Consider the following 12,868-nt stretch of genomic DNA (forward strand, 5'->3'; position numbering starts at 1 on the left):
AAGTGCCGGATGGATTCAAGATGCCTATCCGGCTCCTTAAACCAAAAAGGGGAGATACGAATATGGCGAGAGAATTAGTGCAGAAGCGGCATCAGCAGATCATTGAAGATCATATCGACCTTCATTCCAAATTATATATCGAAACGAGTCAGGCCATTCATGCCAAACCCGAGATTGGGAATCAAGAATTCTTCGCTTCGGATACATTAACCGGAATACTTCGGAATGAAGGATTTGAAGTGACCCGCAATATTGCCGGACATGAAACAGGATTCATCGCTAAAAAAACCTCTTCAAAGAAAGGTCCCACAATTGCCTTTTTAGCCGAGTATGATGCATTGCCGGGTTTAGGTCATGCTTGCGGCCATAATATCATCGGCACAACGAGTGTTGCAGCTGGCATTTCCTTGGCTCAAGTACTGGAGGAAACGGGCGGAGAGGTCATTGTTTTCGGAACACCGGCAGAAGAGGGCGGGCCGAATGGAAGCGCAAAAGGCAGTTTTGTGAAGCACAGTCTATTTGATGGGGTGGATGCGGCCATCCTTATCCATCCTGCCGGGAAAACGGGTGTCACAAGTCCGTTTCTGGCTGTCGACCCCCTTGATTTTCATTTTTACGGGAAGTCAGCGCATGCAGCAGCTGCGCCTGAAGAAGGCGTGAATGCACTTGACGCGGTGATTCAGCTGTTCAATGGCATTAATGCTTTGCGCCAGCAGCTCCCAGCCGAGGTCAAAATCCACGGAATCATCACCAATGGCGGGGAAGCGCCTAACATCATTCCTGAATATGCTTCCGCCAGATTTTACATTAGAGCCACAACATGGAAACTTTGCCAAGAAGTGTCCAAAAAAATACGTGCTGTTGCTGAAGGTGCAGCACTTGCCACAGGAAGTAACGTAAAAGTTGAACGCTTCCAAAATGAAGTGCTCGATTTTGTCATTAATCCAGTCCTGGATGAACTGTTAAAAGAAGAACTGGCTCAATTAGGGGAAGCGGTGGCTCCCCGAAAAGAGAGCGGCTATGGTTCGACGGATGCAGGTAATGTAAGCCATGTAGTGCCGACAGCACATCCTTACATAAAAATTGGCCATGATGAGCTGATTGCCCATACGAATGAATTCCGCGACTGTGCCAAATCTCCTGCTGGAGACAAAGCCATCCTGACCGGAGCAAAAGCCCTTGCACTTACAGGGTATAAATTGATTTCGGATCAAGACCTGTTGGATAAAGTGAAAGCAGCATTTCATGAAGCGAAGCAAAAATAAATAAGATGCAGGAAAAAAATTATTGACTGCGGATTACAGAGTTAGTATCATTAAAAATAACAATACCTAGTAATTAAATAGGAATTATAAGTTAATTGACCGGATAACCGGAGACTTTTCTTTCATGTAAAGAGGTGTCTCCGGTTTTTTTGAATGGGCAAGCAGAAAGATTATCTTTCAATACGTATAAAAAAGGAGGATTTAACTTGGGGATATTATTACGTAAAGCGATTGAGAAAAAAAGAAACTTCCTGATAAACAAGTTAATTAACGAGGGGGTTTATAAAAAGAATGACAGCCATCTATTTGAATTGACTTTAACCGATTTAGAGAATGAATATATGAAAATAAGTAAAATCGGGGAGAAGGAATCCGACGATCATTCCCCCTGTCTAAGGATACATTTCATATAATATCAGAATAAAAGGAGAGGGAGAAATGAGGAAGGGCGTAGAAGAAAGGCGGAAGGCATTGATCTATAAACTGATGATCCATACTGTAAATAAGAGTTTGGAACAGTTGATGAAGTTAACTTTAAAAGAATTGGAAACAGAGTATAAAAAGGTTCAAAATGACTGTCATCCCCATAGTGATGCGGGTTCGATACATTGGATCAATGCAAAACGGCATTAGGCCGAAGTTCATGATCCATAAAAAATTTCATCATTTTGCTAACGGCTTTCTGTGCTGATTCTGCATGATAGTTTGAGCTGTAAGGGTCGCTGAATCCGTGTTTTCCATTGAATTTATGAATTTCGACATTCTGTATTTCTAAAGCTGAAATTAACTCGTCCACATTAAATGAAGGCTCTTCCAGTGGGAAAAATAGCAATGCAGGGCATTGTGGTGCTAACTCTGCATAATTCCTAATACGCGAACCGTAGTATCCAACTATTCCATCGACACATTCTTCCTCACTGCACAGCCATGCTACAGTTGCCCCCGCACTGAATCCAAGGATAAAAATCTTTTGGTATTCATCTTTAATATCCGATAATATATCCTTTATTTTATGTAAAGCGCCCGTGAAACCTACGTTCTCCATAAAATGCCGATACGCAGCCTCCTCTTGGGAATAATCAAAAGGAGTCTCCCGTTCTAACAAATCCGGACAAATCACATCAAAACCCTGTTTTGATAATAACTCACAAAAACCGTGCATATGCTGGTTCAGTCCATATATTTCGTGAATGACAATGATGACAGTATCGGAATTTTTCTGAATGTGCAGCATTTTTACCCCTCCAAAACTAAACTATATATAAAAGCCAACCAGTTCTTTCATCCTTAACCATTACAAATCATAAGTACATTACCATCAGGATCTTGAAAGTTAAAATATGCAAAATCCCCAATACGCTCTATTTCTTTAACAATAGATATGTTATTACTCTTAATGAATTTATAGGCTTCGTCTATATCATTTACGTAGAAATTAAACAATACATGGCTGGAGGGTTCGTATCTAAAATCAGGATCAAATGTATGGTCGTCTAACGTTAATCCAGTTTCATATGTTATAGGAATATTGTAAACCGGCGATTCTACAGAATCACTATTATGAGGAATGCCAAGGAGATTACAATACCATCCAGCTGATTTTTTTAAATCTTTAACATGAATGAAAACATTGTTAACTTTAGGGTAAATAGGAGAATTTATTGATTTCATACTTTACCACCTTTCGTTGAACCTTACCTAAGAATTCAACGAGTCTCCATAAAAACCTTTTTTTCTCAACGAGTAGACTTACATATTCAACCGCTGCACAGAAACGTCCATTTTTTTATGCGTGTCAGCCTTTTCCCCTGTATAATACGTAAAGAAAAAGCCCCCATAAAGACAGCTTGTAAATAGTCTATTTAAAAATGAATTCAGACAAAGCCCGCCCACTTCTTTGTTACGAATTTCTGAAGGAATTTGATTTTAAATAAAGTAAAATTAATGCACAATACTACAACTAGAACGCATATCATTTGAAGCCAAAAAGAAATACCTACAATGAATAGTGTAATCCCATACGCAACACTTTCCCATTTCAATTTTTTGCCACCTTAGGATTTAAGTTTTTCCCTTCGGGTCATTGTTCCATTAACATGCCGCGTCCATTAAAAAATCTAGCCTACCATTGTGTTATCGTGAAAAAAATAATGGTAATCAGCAGTAAAATAAAGTGCAGCCAAACTATGAATTTAATAATTAATGCTGCCCAGACTTTTTGGCGTTGACCATAGTGGAAGACAATCAAAGAAAAAAAGAGACAGGCCATTCCCCTAAAAATATCTCCATCCATAAAGAATGAAATCAGGTTTATCAAGGAAGCCATGATAAATAAAACTAGGTACCCCTTGAATATCTTTTGTTTCCTTTGTATCTCGTGTTCGAATTGATACATTCCTATTACCTCTGAATCACCTTTAATTTACCACTATATTATACCAAGTACTCAACTATCCTGCCCTGTTATCACATAAAGAAAAGACTGCCTAAAGAAAGCCCTGATCGTTAGCTATATTCCAGATGCGTAGTACTATTTAAAAATCTTATTAGTTTGTATGGATGATCCGTATACTCAAGAAGATGTATTCCTGTATTATGAGAATTGAACCACACATCATTAATTGCGGGTGGTAATTGAAGAAAGCTTTCAATAATTTTAGTAATCATCCCTCCATGGGATATAATAGCAATTCGTTTATAATTTGCACTGTTTTCTCTAATATAAGAAAGTACACTTTGAGCCCGTAATCTAAAATCCAAATGATTCTCCCTATCCTGCATCTCTCGTAAATCATCCAGGAATGTTACTGGACATTTAATAGTAGTTGATAAAGTTTCGGCAGTTTCACTAGCCCGAAGCAAGGTACTCGACCATATGAATTCTGGTGGAAACTCTTCGGATACACGTCTGCACATTTTTTCTACTTGTGCAACTCCCTTAATGGTTAGGGGTAAATCAGTAGTTCCTTCGTAATTTTCTTCTAGAAAATCGTCTTCTGACTCACCATGCCGAATTATTAGTATCTGCAAGATATCACCTCTATTTTGTTTATTCATCCCAATTAATAATTCTATTCAACTTTAGTAAAACCTTTAAATGAATAAAAATTGAACTATTTGGTATAACTCCATTAAAGTTTATAAAATCGTATCATGTCTTTTTTATATAGATATGGTGCAACCATGTGACAAAATTGTTAGATAATGGATCAAACTGTTAGGAAGAACGATGGAGAGATACTTCCTTTCTCTTTTAATATGTAAGAAAAAGAGGAAGGTTGGGTAAGGAATGGATTTTTTTGAGCTGAATATCAATGTATTTAGAATGATCAATGACCTAGGGAAACAATATGATTATTTAAACCCTTCTGCCATTTTCATTGCCGAGTATATGGTTTTTTTCTTAGCATTAGCTGTCATCGTAATATGGTTCACTCGAAATGAGCAGAGTAGAATGATGATTGTTTGTGGGATGATTACATTTGTAATAGCAGAAATGATGGGGAAAATGGCAGGGAAATTGCATTCAAACAATCAGCCATTTGCTGAATTGACCAATGTTAATAAGTTAATTGAAAAGGCAGTGGATAATTCATTTCCAAGCGATCACACCATTTTGTTTTTCTCGTTTTGTGTATCCTTTTGGCTTTTCAAAAGAGGATGGTGGCTGTTATGGATCATGCTGGCTTTCCTTGTTGGCATTTCCCGTATTTGGGTAGGCGTCCACTTTCCGGCGGATGTGCTGGCAGGAGCTATCCTGAGCACCATTTCAGGCTTGGCGGTTTACGTTGTTGTTCCTAAAATAAGCCTGATTCATAAATTATTAGGGGCTATGAGAGGTGTGAACAAATGATTCTATCCCCGTTAACAAAAGCGAAGGAAAAAAGATCAAAGGATTTGTAGGCGGAATCAAAAAACAGGTTGCTCAGGCAGCCTTTTTTTGTTGAACGAAGTGCAGTGTGATAAATACAAAAATATCCACATCATGTTGTTGGATGGTAAAATAAAGAAAAAAATCGATTGCAATGGGGGACCTAATATTGATTGATATCCAGGAAATCAAAGATATAATCAGGCATCGCTATCCATGTCTTTTAGTTGATAGAGTACTGGAATTGGAAGAAGGAAAGAGAGCGGTGGCCATTAAAAATGTTTCAGCAAATGAAGAGTTTTTTACTGGCCATTTTCCAAATTATCCAGTGATGCCAGGCGTATTGATCGTTGAGGCTTTAGCACAGGTAAGTGCTGTTGTCATGCTTACAATAGAAGAAAATAAAGGGCGGATCGGGCTTTTGGCTGGAATCGATGGATGTCGTTTTAAAAAGCAAGTAAGGCCAGGGGACCAGTTACGTTTAGAAGTAGAGATTACTCGCTTGAAAGGTCCCATCGGTAAAGGAAAAGGAAGAGCTACTGTCGATGGAGAAACTGTATGCGAGACAGAGCTCATATTTGCTTTTGGTGATTGATCTAACATGTGCAATAACGGGGGAATGATGGTGATACCGATAAAAAAAGCTTACGGGTATGTGACAAGAATCAATAATGGAGAAACACAGGTATTGGTTTTTCAACATCCCATTAAGGAAGCGGGCATACAGATCCCCAAGGGAACAGTGAGGCCTCAAGAAGATGCTTGCCAAGCAGTGATTAGGGAAATGAAAGAAGAAACAGGTCTGGAAAATTTTCATGTGCAGAAATTAATTGCAGAAGATTTTTGGGAGAACGCCGACGGTGCCGTACATAATAGATATTTTTACCAAATACATGTATGCGATGTTCCTGATGAATGGGACCATCAACCAACGGGTGGAGGAGATGAAGAAGGGCTGACATTTCATTTCTTCTGGATTTCATCCGAACATGAAGTGCAACTTAGTAAAGGGCATGGAGATTATTTAAACCTGATATTCAATTAGCACATCAGTGCGCAGCAGTTCATCACAACCGGCCAAGGTCATTATTGATCTTGGCCGGCTGTTTTTTATGATCAGGTTTGTTTTTCGGTAATGAAAGTTTTTACGCTTGGCGGTTCATATGTATTAAATTGATCAAGAAGTCCATTTGGTTCAACATCTACCAGCGCCATGGAACGGAATTTTTCATGCAGGAACTGTTCGTCGGACATATGATTGAATAAAGCGACCAAAGGATCATAATAGTGATTGATATTCAAGAGTCCGCAAGGTTTTTGGTGAAGTCCGAGCTGAGCCCAAGTGAAAATCTCAAAGAATTCTTCCAATGTTCCTGGCCCGCCTGGCAAAGCCATGAACCCATCTGCAAGCTCAGCCATTTTTGCTTTTCTTTCATGCATGGATTCCACGACGATCAATTCAGTTAAGTTCTTATGCGCTATTTCCTTTTTTTCTAGAAAATCTGGCATGACTCCAACTACTTTTCCGCCTGCTTCCAGAACGGAATCTGCAACTGCGCCCATGATTCCTACACTTGAGCCCCCGTAGACAAGGGTAATATTACGTTTTGCCAATTCCGCACCCAGTTTTTTAGCCTCATCTACATACACAGCAGATGCACCTTTGCTTGATCCACAAAATACAGCTAGACTTTTCAAAATATCACATCTCCCACTTAGTAATCTTCCTTTCTTATCATACAAAATTCAGGAAGATTTGTTAAACTTGAATTAATCTAACTGAAAGGTGGATGAATATGAACGTCACTGAATTTCAACAATGGGTAAAAGATTATTATGAATCACGAGGATGGTCAGAATTGGACATTTTCATTCGCATCGGCTTTTTGGCAGAAGAAACTGGCGAGGTGGCACGAGCCATTCGCTCCCTTGAAATTGGCAGGGATAGACCTGATGAGGTTATTGGTTCGTATGAAGAAAACAAACAGGAGTTAACCGAAGAATTGGGAGATGTGCTAGGAAACTTGATTGTGATTGCGAACAAGTACAATATCCCATTGGAAGAAGTGTTCAATGCCCATAAAAAGAAACTATCTGAACGCTATCATCATGCATAAGAACCTTTGATTCAATTGATTAACATGAAAATCATCCTGTTTTAAACTTGAAGAGCTGTGACTAACAGCTTTTTTTATTCGCAAACGATAGTTCGTATTACCCGTTTAATTCCTCTAAAATAAAAAAATCCAGACTTTCATCCCCCTTTGTTAACAAATAATTCACAAAATCTGGGTAGTATGCGCGATTGAGATGGGATTTTATTGGGTATACACTTACACTGAAAGGAATGAACATTCATTCCGCATCTTGAAAAAAAGGGGTGAATCATTATGATCACTGCAGTAAATAAACGAGACAGTATAGTATCCAGCGCTTTAGAGCTATTCGCAGAACGGGGATATGATGCGACGACGATTCCGATGATTGCTACATCGGCTGGAGTTGGAGCGGGTACCATTTATCGTTATTTCGAGAATAAGGAAGTGCTGGGCAACAAGATTTTTCAAGAGTACTTGGATATTTTTACTGAAACGGTCAAGAGTGGATTTCCTCATGATGATTCAATTCGCAATCAGTTTCACCATATTTTTAAATCAATGGTTCACTTTACAACCGAGCAGGACCAAGCAATTTATTTTATTAAAATCCATAGTGGAGCCCATTTTTTAAATGAAGATAGTCATGCTAGCTTTCAAGGGCTATTGGATATATTTAGAAATTTTTTTGAGTCAGGAAAAGAGAAAAAAGAAATAAAGGAGCTTCCTTCTTCCGCTTTGATTGCCATCATTTATGGAGCTTTTCTTGAGCTTGAGCGACTTGTTCGCATCGGGGAGTTAGATCCTGACCCAAAACTTTTAGCAGATGTGGAAGAAAGCTTTTGGGATGCAGTCCGATTGCACGCTTGATGAATTTTTAACATGTAAACGGAATGAACGTTCATTCCGTATTCTAAACTATTGTAAAGAGGTGCTAATAAAATGGAAAACACAACTCAGTTTCCACAGCCAAAGACATATGGCCCCCTAGGCAGCCTGCCTATCATTGATAAGGATAAGCCGCTTCAGTCCTTCATGAAGCTAGCACGAGAACTTGGGCCGGTTTTTCAGTTTCAATTTCCGGGTCGAATCGCTACATTCGTATCCAGTGCTGCCCTCGCAAAAGAAATTTGTGATGAAACAAGGTTTGATAAGAAAGTCGGTCCAGCCCTGCAAAAAGTGAGAGCATTTGGCGGCGATGGCCTTTTCACAAGTGAAACGACGGAGCCGAATTGGAAAAAGGCCCATAACATCCTGCTGCCAAGCTTTAGCCAGCAAGCAATGAAGGGATATCATGCCAAAATGGTGGATCTTGCTACCCAACTCATTCAAAAATGGGCCCGCCTGAATCCGGCTGATGGGATAGATGTTCCTGAAGATATGACACGATTGACCTTGGATACGATCGGACTCTGCGGGTTCAATTATCGTTTTAACAGCTTTTATCGGGAGACCACCCATCCATTTGTCAACAGTATGGTGCGTGCGTTGGATGAAGCGATGAGCCAAACGCAGCGGCTTGGCATCCAAGATAAACTGATGATCAAATCTAAAAAACAATTCAGGGAAGACATTCAATATATGTTCTCTCTAGTGGATGAAATGATTGCTGACCGAAAACAAAATGGTGATCAGGGAGAAGATGACCTTCTTTCCCATATGTTGAAAGGGGTCGATCCCGAAACGGGCGTATCACTTGATGATGAAAATATTCGCTTTCAAATCATTACCTTTTTAATAGCTGGGCATGAAACGACGAGCGGTCTCCTATCGTTCGCCATCTATTTCCTCATGAATAACAGAGATAAGTTAAAAAAAGCGCAGCAGGAAGTCGATGAAGTGCTAGGTGATGATGTTCCTGATTACAAACAAGTGAAAAAGCTGAAATATGTAAGGATGGTGCTGAATGAAACGCTTCGTCTGTGGCCGACAGCTCCGGCGTTTTCCGTTTATGCGAAAGAAGATACCATGCTGGGCGGAAAATATAATGTGAAGAAAGGTGATGTGTTCTCGCTGCTCATTCCCGAACTACACCGTGATCCATCCGTTTGGGGTGATGATGTTGAATCGTTCATTCCAGAGCGGTTCGAGGATTTGGATTCCATCCCTTATCATGCTTATAAACCGTTTGGAAACGGGCAGCGCGCCTGTATCGGACAGCAGTTTGCCCTTCATGAAGCGACACTGGTGCTTGGTATGGTTTTACAGCACTTTGACTTGATTGATCATGAAGAATATCAATTGGATGTTAAAGAAACTTTGACACTCAAACCGGACGGATTGACCATGCGCGTTTCACCGAGGAAGCCGGCGATGTCATTTACCGCTGCTCCTCCAGAATCAAAGCCAGCGGACAAAGGAGCCACGGTATCTCCAAGCGAATCAGCACATGGGACACCATTACTCGTCCTGTTTGGATCAAATATGGGAACAGCGGAAGGGGTTGCCCGTGACCTTGCCGAAACAGGGAAGCGACAAGGCTTCAATGCCAAGGTTGCCCCGTTAAATGATTACACCAATCGGCTTCCTCAAGAAGGAGCTGTTCTTATAGTCACGGCATCTTATAATGGAAATCCACCGGATAATGCAGGTGACTTCGTTTCATGGCTGAAGGAAAGCAAGGGTAACACATTGGATGGTGTTCAATATGCGATCTTCGGCTGCGGGGACCGCAATTGGGCCAATACGTACCAACGCATTCCAATCCTCATTGATGAGCGGCTGGAACAAAAAGGAGCAGTGCGGCTGTCGGAAACAGGCTATGGAGATGCAAGCGATGACTTTGAAGGGGATTACGAGAAATGGACAGAAGCCCTTTGGCCGAATCTTGCCAAAAGCCTGAACATAGAAGTGAATAGGAATGATCGGGCAGTCAGCTCGATTACAATGAACTTCGTAAGCGATGTGAGCGGCACACCACTTGCCCGCACCCATCATGCTTTTACTTCTATCGTAAAAAGGAATGTAGAATTACAACATGCAGATAGCGGAAGAAGCACACGGCATATAGAATTAACTCTGCCAGAGGGAATACACTATCAGGAAGGCGATCATCTCGGTGTACTTCCGCAAAATCCATCGGAACTTGTCGAGCGAGTGCTCAGTCGATTTAACCTGAACGGTCAAGATTACGTGAATCTGACTGGAGATTCCGGAAAAGCTGCCCATCTTCCTACAGGAAAACCGGTAAAACTAGAAGAGTTACTATCAAACCATGTGGAGTTCCAAGAACCCGCCACCCGGTCTCAAATTCGGGCGCTTGCCACTCATACGGTATGTCCTCCGCATGTAAAAGAACTTGAAGATCTTCTTTTGGACAGTACCTATAAACAAGAAATCCTGAACAAGCGCATAACCATGCTTGACCTTATAGAAAAGTATCCTGCATGTGAAATCCCATTTGAACGTTTCCTGGCTTTACTGCCACCTTTAAAAGCAAGATACTATTCTATCTCAAGCTCACCACTCCACAAAGAAGGAGAAGCAAGCATCACCGTCAGCGTCGTCCGTGGAGAAGCCTTGAGCGGGAACGGGGAATACAAAGGAATTGCATCGAATTATTTGGCAGAACGCTCCCAAGGAGACAAAATAGCCTGCTTTATCAATACGCCGCAATCCAACTTCCAACTTCCAGAGAAAACAGGAGAACCAATCATCATGATTGGCCCTGGAACAGGAATTGCGCCATTCAGGGGATTCATACAGGCACGCCGCGCTTTGAAAGAAAAAGGTGAAACTTTAGGGGCTGCTCACCTTTACTTTGGATGCCGTAATCCGGAACACGATTTCCTCTATCAAGAAGAACTCGTGCAAGCCGAACAAGAAGGCCTTGTAACACTGCACACCGCTTACTCCAGATGTCCCGGTCAAGAAAAAACATATGTCCAGAACCGATTAGCGGAAAACGCCCATGACATCCTTCCTTTATTAAAAGAAGGCGGGCACCTATACATCTGCGGAGACGGAAGCAAAATGGCACCCGATGTTGAACGAACACTAATCGAAAGCTATATGCATTTCTATCAAACATCGAAAGAAGAAGCCACAGTATGGCTGCAATCATTAGAGGAAAATGGCAGATATGCCAAAGATGTTTGGGCAGGAGCATAAATAGGAGGTGCAGCGATTCTTAAGGGAATCGCTGCTTTCTTTATGCATGAAATGATAAAAATGCAAACTCACGAGTAAATAGCGTGAATTCACGAGTAAACAGTGTAAATTCACGAGTAAACAGTGCGAATTCACGAGTAAACAGTGTGAATTCACGAGTAAAATGCGAATACACGAGTAAACAGTGTGAATTCACGAGTAAATAGCGTAAATTCACGAGTAAACAGTGCGAATTCGCGAGTAAACAGTGTGAATTCACGAGTAAACAGTGTGAATTCACGAGTAAAGAGTGCAGATTCACGAGTAAAATGCGAATACACGAGTAAACAGCGCAAACTCACGAGTAAACAGTGTGAATTCACGAGTAAACAGTGTAAATTCACGAGTAAACAGCGCAAACTCAGGTAATATCGCTCAATTTCACGAATAAATGCGCTAAAAATAGTAGTATTGGAATTAATGGGGAGTGCATTCATACATTTGCGGAGAGCGTTTACGGATTCTTTATTCATTGTTAAAATTTGAGAATGTGTTAATACTTTGGAGGCAGCAGAAGTGAAAAAGGCCAATGTTTTTAGGTAAAGATCTTTCCTATAAAAAGGGGTTAAGTATTTTTTAGCTTCACTCTTATTAACCAGCCTAGCCATGAAGTACATTAATTAACGATAAAGGGGTCACTTTGAATAATGTTTAAGTATACGGTTTGTTTTGTAAAGAAGAATGATGAACTGCTCATGCTTAACCGGGAGAAAGCTCCTATTATGGGTGTTTGGAACGGGGTGGGGGGCAAAATCGAGAAAGGTGAAACACCTGATATAGGTGCACAACGTGAGGTATATGAGGAAACGGGCATAGACGTAGGGACCTTTTTTTCTAAAGGAACCGTAACCTGGGAAACTCCAGAAGGTGAATTGGATGGAATATATGTATATTTGTATATGGCAGATGCAGATTTACTATATGAAACACCGAAAAAAACGCGGGAAGGCATTCTTGATTGGAAATCCATTGATTGGATACTTCATCCGCTTAATCTTGGAATTGCCGAGATGGTCGCGCAGTATTTGCCGGTTTTATTGAAAAAAGAAGGAATCCATGCATTCACTTACAAAAATGGCCAGACATATATTTCATGAAATCAGCCTTACTTATAAAGGGATACTGCCTAACTAGTATCCCTTCCAATAAGTTAAGTATTCTCGCAGCTAAATAAGGCGGCAGAGTTTGCTGGCGTGGAACATGTCGGCAACCATACTTTAAGAAAGCCACGAAGGATATAGCCATGTTCCAACGAATTCTGCATCAATCTCATCCTTTTGTCACCCTTCGCTATATCGAGATTACTGAAGAGGAAACCCATAACGTATTGAAAAATTTTATTTTTTTCACTTACGAATGATTCTTCGAGAAGCTAAATTTAGAATATGAAAGAGACCTTAGGTACAATGGACTCTTTTTTGTGCATTGATTCCTAGAGGAGAGTTTATTGTTATTGTTTTCATGCATCGCAAAAAAAACAGGTAATT

General features: G+C 40.6%; 14 protein-coding genes and 1 pseudogene. 10 read left to right on the plus strand and 5 right to left on the minus strand.

Annotated features, from left to right (window positions below):
* Window positions 1–62 precede the first annotated feature (62 nt).
* From ACQKFG_RS10010 to ACQKFG_RS10020, 3 genes are all read left to right on the plus strand, one after another.
* Window positions 63–1,265, plus strand: coding sequence for a M20 family metallopeptidase (locus ACQKFG_RS10010; RefSeq protein WP_427558452.1), 1,203 nt, complete (start codon window positions 63–65; stop codon window positions 1,263–1,265).
* Between the two features lie 206 nt (window positions 1,266–1,471).
* Window positions 1,472–1,678, plus strand: a complete 207-nt coding sequence (locus tag ACQKFG_RS10015) for a Fur-regulated basic protein FbpA (RefSeq protein ID WP_349727556.1) — start codon at window positions 1,472–1,474, stop codon at window positions 1,676–1,678.
* A 25-nt stretch (window positions 1,679–1,703) separates the two neighbouring features.
* On the plus strand, window positions 1,704–1,898 hold the full coding sequence (locus tag ACQKFG_RS10020) for a Fur-regulated basic protein FbpA (RefSeq protein ID WP_192206451.1): 195 nt from the start codon (window positions 1,704–1,706) through the stop codon (window positions 1,896–1,898).
* Here ACQKFG_RS10020 and ACQKFG_RS10025 read toward each other — a convergent pair.
* The 3 genes from ACQKFG_RS10025 to ACQKFG_RS10035 form a co-directional block, all read right to left on the minus strand.
* Entirely contained in the window at window positions 1,879–2,499 is a 621-nt protein-coding gene (locus ACQKFG_RS10025; protein WP_427558456.1) for a dienelactone hydrolase family protein, read from the minus strand. The genes ACQKFG_RS10020 and ACQKFG_RS10025 overlap by 20 nt on opposite strands.
* 53 nt (window positions 2,500–2,552) lie before the next feature.
* Window positions 2,553–2,936 carry a VOC family protein gene (locus ACQKFG_RS10030; RefSeq protein WP_427558459.1) on the minus strand — a complete coding sequence of 128 codons (384 nt, stop codon included), beginning with the start codon at window positions 2,934–2,936 and terminating at the stop codon, window positions 2,553–2,555.
* 834 nt (window positions 2,937–3,770) lie between these two features.
* Window positions 3,771–4,322, minus strand: coding sequence for a histidine phosphatase family protein (locus tag ACQKFG_RS10035; protein WP_192206448.1), 552 nt, complete (start codon window positions 4,320–4,322; stop codon window positions 3,771–3,773).
* A 232-nt stretch (window positions 4,323–4,554) separates the two neighbouring features.
* On the opposite strand from ACQKFG_RS10035, the pseudogene ACQKFG_RS10040 reads away from it, so the two are divergent.
* The 3 genes and pseudogenes from ACQKFG_RS10040 to ACQKFG_RS10050 all read left to right on the plus strand — a co-directional run bounded on the left by ACQKFG_RS10040 (window position 4,555) and on the right by ACQKFG_RS10050 (window position 6,181).
* Window positions 4,555–5,168, plus strand: a pseudogene (locus ACQKFG_RS10040) (undecaprenyl-diphosphatase).
* Between the two features lie 137 nt (window positions 5,169–5,305).
* Window positions 5,306–5,731 (plus strand): 3-hydroxyacyl-ACP dehydratase FabZ, encoded by a 426-nt coding sequence (gene fabZ / locus ACQKFG_RS10045; protein WP_427558462.1) that lies wholly within the window; start codon window positions 5,306–5,308, stop codon window positions 5,729–5,731.
* Window positions 5,732–5,758: 27 nt separating this feature from the next.
* On the plus strand, window positions 5,759–6,181 hold the full coding sequence (locus ACQKFG_RS10050; RefSeq protein WP_427558465.1) for an NUDIX hydrolase: 423 nt from the start codon (window positions 5,759–5,761) through the stop codon (window positions 6,179–6,181).
* Between the two features lie 71 nt (window positions 6,182–6,252).
* Here the strand turns inward: ACQKFG_RS10050 and ACQKFG_RS10055 are convergent, their stop codons facing one another.
* Window positions 6,253–6,834, minus strand: coding sequence for a TIGR00730 family Rossman fold protein (locus ACQKFG_RS10055; RefSeq protein ID WP_192206446.1), 582 nt, complete (start codon window positions 6,832–6,834; stop codon window positions 6,253–6,255).
* A gap of 98 nt (window positions 6,835–6,932) precedes the next feature.
* On the opposite strand from ACQKFG_RS10055, the gene ACQKFG_RS10060 reads away from it, so the two are divergent.
* The 3 genes from ACQKFG_RS10060 to ACQKFG_RS10070 all read left to right on the plus strand — a co-directional run bounded on the left by ACQKFG_RS10060 (window position 6,933) and on the right by ACQKFG_RS10070 (window position 11,342).
* Window positions 6,933–7,253: a MazG nucleotide pyrophosphohydrolase domain-containing protein gene (locus ACQKFG_RS10060; RefSeq protein WP_427558468.1), complete on the plus strand. Its 321-nt coding sequence runs from the start codon at window positions 6,933–6,935 to the stop codon at window positions 7,251–7,253.
* Between the two features lie 273 nt (window positions 7,254–7,526).
* Window positions 7,527–8,102, plus strand: coding sequence for a TetR/AcrR family transcriptional regulator (locus ACQKFG_RS10065; RefSeq protein ID WP_349727563.1), 576 nt, complete (start codon window positions 7,527–7,529; stop codon window positions 8,100–8,102).
* 72 nt (window positions 8,103–8,174) lie between these two features.
* Window positions 8,175–11,342 carry a bifunctional cytochrome P450/NADPH--P450 reductase gene (locus ACQKFG_RS10070; RefSeq protein ID WP_427558472.1) on the plus strand — a complete coding sequence of 1,056 codons (3,168 nt, stop codon included), beginning with the start codon at window positions 8,175–8,177 and terminating at the stop codon, window positions 11,340–11,342.
* Window positions 11,343–11,494: 152 nt separating this feature from the next.
* Here the strand turns inward: ACQKFG_RS10070 and ACQKFG_RS10075 are convergent, their stop codons facing one another.
* The gene (locus ACQKFG_RS10075; protein WP_427558475.1) at window positions 11,495–11,662 is read right to left on the minus strand and encodes a hypothetical protein; all 168 of its coding nucleotides are present in this window, start codon (window positions 11,660–11,662) and stop codon (window positions 11,495–11,497) included.
* 366 nt (window positions 11,663–12,028) lie between these two features.
* Here ACQKFG_RS10075 and ACQKFG_RS10080 point away from each other — a divergent pair, with 366 nt between their 5' ends.
* Window positions 12,029–12,478 (plus strand): NUDIX hydrolase, encoded by a 450-nt coding sequence (locus tag ACQKFG_RS10080; RefSeq protein ID WP_369619501.1) that lies wholly within the window; start codon window positions 12,029–12,031, stop codon window positions 12,476–12,478.
* Window positions 12,479–12,868: the final 390 nt, after the last annotated feature.

Source organism: Peribacillus sp. NPDC076916, from assembly GCF_050269675.1.
GTDB classification, from domain to species: Bacteria; Bacillota; Bacilli; order Bacillales; family DSM-1321; genus Peribacillus; species Peribacillus aracenensis.

Bases quoted from the DNA above. Each gene is read 5' to 3' on its own strand.
- ACQKFG_RS10010 (WP_427558452.1), top strand. From the start codon at position 63: ATGGCGAGAGAATTAGTGCAGAAGCGGCATCAGCAGATCATTGAAGAT.
- ACQKFG_RS10020 (WP_192206451.1), top strand. From the start codon at position 1,704: ATGAGGAAGGGCGTAGAAGAAAGGCGGAAGGCATTGATCTATAAACTG.
- ACQKFG_RS10025 (WP_427558456.1), bottom strand. From the start codon at position 2,499: ATGCTGCACATTCAGAAAAATTCCGATACTGTCATCATTGTCATTCAC.
- ACQKFG_RS10030 (WP_427558459.1), bottom strand. From the start codon at position 2,936: ATGAAATCAATAAATTCTCCTATTTACCCTAAAGTTAACAATGTTTTC.
- ACQKFG_RS10035 (WP_192206448.1), bottom strand. From the start codon at position 4,322: ATGAATAAACAAAATAGAGGTGATATCTTGCAGATACTAATAATTCGG.
- ACQKFG_RS10050 (WP_427558465.1), top strand. From the start codon at position 5,759: ATGGTGATACCGATAAAAAAAGCTTACGGGTATGTGACAAGAATCAAT.
- ACQKFG_RS10060 (WP_427558468.1), top strand. From the start codon at position 6,933: ATGAACGTCACTGAATTTCAACAATGGGTAAAAGATTATTATGAATCA.
- ACQKFG_RS10065 (WP_349727563.1), top strand. From the start codon at position 7,527: ATGATCACTGCAGTAAATAAACGAGACAGTATAGTATCCAGCGCTTTA.
- ACQKFG_RS10070 (WP_427558472.1), top strand. From the start codon at position 8,175: ATGGAAAACACAACTCAGTTTCCACAGCCAAAGACATATGGCCCCCTA.
- ACQKFG_RS10080 (WP_369619501.1), top strand. From the start codon at position 12,029: ATGTTTAAGTATACGGTTTGTTTTGTAAAGAAGAATGATGAACTGCTC.